Annotated in this window: 4 protein-coding genes; 2 read left to right on the top strand and 2 right to left on the bottom strand. The window is 66.5% G+C overall.

Annotated features, from left to right (window positions below; genetic code table 11):
* Positions 1–362 precede the first annotated feature (362 nt).
* Positions 363–1,058 (bottom strand): GntR family transcriptional regulator, encoded by a 696-nt coding sequence (locus CF70_RS16745; protein ID WP_035866913.1) that lies wholly within the window; start codon positions 1,056–1,058, stop codon positions 363–365.
* Positions 1,059–1,290: 232 nt separating this feature from the next.
* Here CF70_RS16745 and CF70_RS16740 point away from each other — a divergent pair, with 232 nt between their 5' ends.
* On the top strand, positions 1,291–2,715 hold the full coding sequence (locus tag CF70_RS16740) for an amidase (protein ID WP_035866877.1): 1,425 nt from the start codon (positions 1,291–1,293) through the stop codon (positions 2,713–2,715).
* A 43-nt stretch (positions 2,716–2,758) separates the two neighbouring features.
* Positions 2,759–3,763, top strand: a complete 1,005-nt coding sequence (locus CF70_RS16735; RefSeq protein ID WP_035866875.1) for a tripartite tricarboxylate transporter substrate-binding protein — start codon at positions 2,759–2,761, stop codon at positions 3,761–3,763.
* Between the two features lie 47 nt (positions 3,764–3,810).
* On the opposite strand, the gene CF70_RS37940 is transcribed toward CF70_RS16735, so the two are convergent.
* Positions 3,811–4,095: NADAR family protein (locus CF70_RS37940; RefSeq protein WP_235185089.1), on the bottom strand; the 285-nt coding region annotated here is incomplete at its 5' end.

The following is a 4,095-nucleotide window of genomic DNA, read 5'->3' as shown; positions in this document are numbered from 1 at the left end:
TATGCCTTTGTCTTATGCCTTTGTCTTATGCATTGTCTTATGCCGCGCCTCGCGGTTGCACCCAAAATGAGGCAGATCTTCCCGTGATTTCTTCCTTCTCCCCCTCCACCGAGTGGTAGCGCACCGGTCAGGATTTTGCTCATACTGATTGCCTAAGAAAGAAGAACAACCACACAAAAACAGAGGGGTCAGCCATGGAAGGGGCACTTACTTTCGGGGCGTATATCGTGGTTTTTATTGGCGCGATCTTGTTCGGTGCAAGAAGCGTCAGCCGGCATCATCCCGCGCTGCGGCAGGACACGCCGGCAACCGGCGAGAGCCCGCAGCGATAGACCGGGCCGGTTGCCGCGCCGATCCGCATTTCAGGGTTCGGCGATGACCGGCGCATCATCCGTTGCCATCTGCGCGAGGGCCTTGAGCCGCGCCATGGAATTGCGGATATGCAAGCGGGCCAGATGCTCCGCCTGGCCGGCATCCCCGCGCTCGATCGCCGCGACGATCTGCTCGTGCTCCCCGATGGCGGCCAGCGCGCGGTCCCGTGCAAACAGGATCCGTGGCGCGAACACCTGCGATGTCATATGCACGATGGGTACCTGCCTTGCCAGGTACTCGTTCGCTGCCAGGCCGATGATGGCCGTATGGAACTCGACATTGGCCGCCGTATAAACCTCGGGCAGCCAGGGCTCGAGACTCCCCCGCTGGGTTTCGATGATGGCGCGCAAAGGCGCGCCGGCCAGTTCGCTCGCGCGTGACGCCGCCAGGCGAGCGGCGAGGCCGTCGATTACCTCGCGCAGTTCATAGGCATCCATCAACTGACGGAAATCCGCGCTGACCACGGTGACGCCGCGCGCGGTCTCGGCGCTGACCAGGCCTTCCCGTTCGAGAATGCGCAGGGCTTCCCGCAGCGGTGTGCGGCTGATCTTCAGGTCCTCCGAAATCTCGCCCTGCCGCAGCGGCTTGCCCGGCGGGTAGACGCCACGGTAAATGCGCTGGCGCAGCACCTGCGCGACTTCCTCGACCAGCCGCACCCGGCCTTGCCACTTGAATGTTTCCGACATTTCCGACATTTGCCCCCTCTTGGCGCAGCGCGTTTTCGCGTATTTCCGCGCGTTTCCGCGTATTTCGGCACATCGCCGCGCCGGGTGATCCAGACAGGTTGGCGCAGTTTACAAGGGCTGCCCACGGGTCTACTATAGCCTCAAACACTGGATTCTGGATCCAAAAACCAAAGCCATGCAGAGCATGGCGTGGCGTCCAGGCCACCCGAGACGTTTCTGGAGACGCCCGCCAATGAGCGATGCGCTTTGCTTTCTTTCCGCCACCGAACTCCAGGCCCGCATCGCCCGCAAGGAAATATCGCCGGTCGAACTCACGCAGGCCGTGCTCGACCGTGCCGCCCGGCTGCAGCCCGAGCTGAACTGCTTCATCACGCTATGCGCCGATGAAGCCATGACCGCGGCCCGCGAGGCCGAGCAGGCGGTCATGGCGGGCAAGCCGCTGGGGCTGCTGCACGGCATCCCGTTCACCGCGAAGGACCTCGTCAACACCAGGGGTGTGCGTACCACGTTTGGCGTGGCCCCTTACCGGGACAACATACCTGACCAGGATGCGGTGGCCATCGCGCGCCTGCGCGAGCAGGGCGCCATCCTGATCGGCAAGACCACCACGCCCGAGTTCGGCTCCAAATGCCTGACCGATTCGCCCCTGTTCGGCCGCACGCGCAATGCCTGGAGCCGCGAGCGCACCAGCGGCGGATCCAGCGGCGGCGCGGCGGTTGCCGTGGCCAGCGGCATCGCACCGCTCGCGGTCGCCACCGACGGCGGCGGCTCCACGCGCATTCCGGCGGCGTGCAACGGCGTGGTCGGCATCAAGCAGAGCAATGGCGTGATCCCGCACAGCCAGGCGCAGGACCTCTTCGGCAACCAGACCTATGTCACGCCCACCACGCGCACGGTCGCGGACACCGGGCTGATGATGCAGGTCATGGCCGGCGAAGATGCCTGCGATCCGTGGTCGATCGGCGTGCCGAAGCCGGACTATGCCGGCGCCGCCCGCCCGCAAGGGGATCTGCGCGGCCGCCGGATTCTCTACTGCCTGGCGCCGCCGGGGCGTCCGGTATCGGCGGAGGTTGCGCGGGCATTCGAGGCGAGCCTGTCGAAGCTGGCCGGGCTAGGCGCGGAACTGGAAGCCTTCTCCGGCGATGGCTTTGACGTGGAACCCATCTGGCGCGCGATCAACCATACGGTCTGGCGCGCGCGCTTTGCCGCCATCGCGGCGGAGCACGGCGACCAGCTCAGCGCCACGTTCCTGAAGCAGGTGGCCTCCGCCGCGCAGGTCAGCGGCGTGGAGTACCAGCAGGCGATGTTCGATCGCTCGAAGCTGTTCCTGCGCGTGCAGACGCTGCTGCAGCGCGGCGACCTGCTCGCCATGCCCACGCTCACACGTACGGCGCTACCCATCGGACAAGACCTGTTCGGCACCATCGACATCGACGGCCAGGCATTCGAAAACGTGCGCGCGCACTGGTTCCCGTGGACGATGCCGTTCAACATGACCGGCCATCCAGCCATCAGCCTGCCCTGCGGCTTCGGCAGCGACGGGCTGCCGATCGGCTTCCAGCTGGTGGGACAGTTCCGCGGCGACGCCGAGCTGCTGCGCGTGTCCGCGCTGTTCGAAGCCGCGCACGGGCTGCTGGGCCAGTGGCCGCAGCTATAAAACGCCGCGCCTCGCTTATTCATCGATTCAAACCGGACCCGCCATGACCCACGCTTTCCGCCGCAATTTTGTGATCAACGCCCTGGCGCTTCCGGCATGTGCCGTTGCTGTCCTCGCCCTGCCCCGGCCGGCCTTCGCGGCAGAGGATGCGGCGGCCCCGATGCATATCATCGTCGGCTACGCGCCCGGCGGCGCGGCCGACAGCCTGGCCCGGATCTACGCCGAACAACTGCGCCAGGATGGGCACGGCACCGTCATCGTCGAGAACAAACCCGGCGCGTCGGCGCGCCTGGCGCTCGACTACGTCAAGCGCTCCAGGCCCGATGGCAAGACCATCTTCATCGGCCCCTCGCCGCTGTTCACCATCTTCCCGCTGACCTACAAGAAGCTGGGATATGACGCGGACAAGGACCTGGTACCGGCCGCCGTGCTGACCGACGTGCCCACCGTGATTGCCGCCGGTGTCCAGCAGCCGTACAAGAACATGAAGGAATACGTCGAGTGGGCCAGGCGCAATCCCGGCAGCGCCAGCCTGGGCCTGGCGACCATCGGCAGCGCCGGCCACCTCGGCACGGTGGCACTGGGCAAGAAGCTCGGCATTGCCGTTACGCCCGCCGCCTACCGTGGCGCGTCGCCGATGCTGGTGGACGTGATCAGCGGTACGGTGTCGATCGGCTGGGATGCCGTCGCCAGCATGATGCCGTTGTACAAGGGCGGCAAGCTGCAATTCCTGGGGGTGAGTGGCACGCGGCGCGCCAAGGCCTTGCCGGAAGTGCCCACGCTGAAGGAACAGGGCTTCAGCCAGTTCGAATACGCGACCAGCTGGTACGGCGCCTTCCTGCCGGCCGGCACGCAAGCGGATGTGGTCGCCAGGGTGGAAAAGATGTTCATTGCCGCCTCGGCCAATGCCGCGACCGCGGCCAAGCTGGAGGCCCTGGGGCTGGAGGTGGCCGCCGGGCCGGGACAAGAAGCGCGGCGCCGCATCCAGCTGGAGCGCGCTGCCTGGAAGCCGATCGTGGAGGCTACCGGCTTCGTCGCCGAGGACTGACCCGGACTGGAGCAAAGGGGCGGATGACTCCGCCCCTTCGTCCCGCTCTAACGCGCCGCGCCGTCTCCCAGCGCCTCGCGCGCAGCCATCAGCGCGAATCCGAGCAGGTTGGGCCCGCGCCACTGATCGGGATTGGCCGCGCGCGGATCGTCGGCAGCCAGCCCGATGCCCCAGATGCGATCCACCGGGCTGGCCTCCACCAGCACGCGCCGCCCGGTGCCGAGCAGGTAGCCGGCGAGGTCCGGATTCTGGCGGAATTTCTCGATATTGCCTTGCGTCACCAGCGCCTGGCACGCGGCATTCCAGCGCCTTTCGTCAAAGCCGCGCACCTC

It is taken from the genome of Cupriavidus sp. SK-3 (assembly GCF_000611145.1).
Taxonomy (GTDB): Bacteria; Pseudomonadota; Gammaproteobacteria; order Burkholderiales; family Burkholderiaceae; genus Cupriavidus.
Note: the sequence above shows the minus strand (reverse complement) of the source record. Positions and strands in the feature narration are given on the sequence as shown.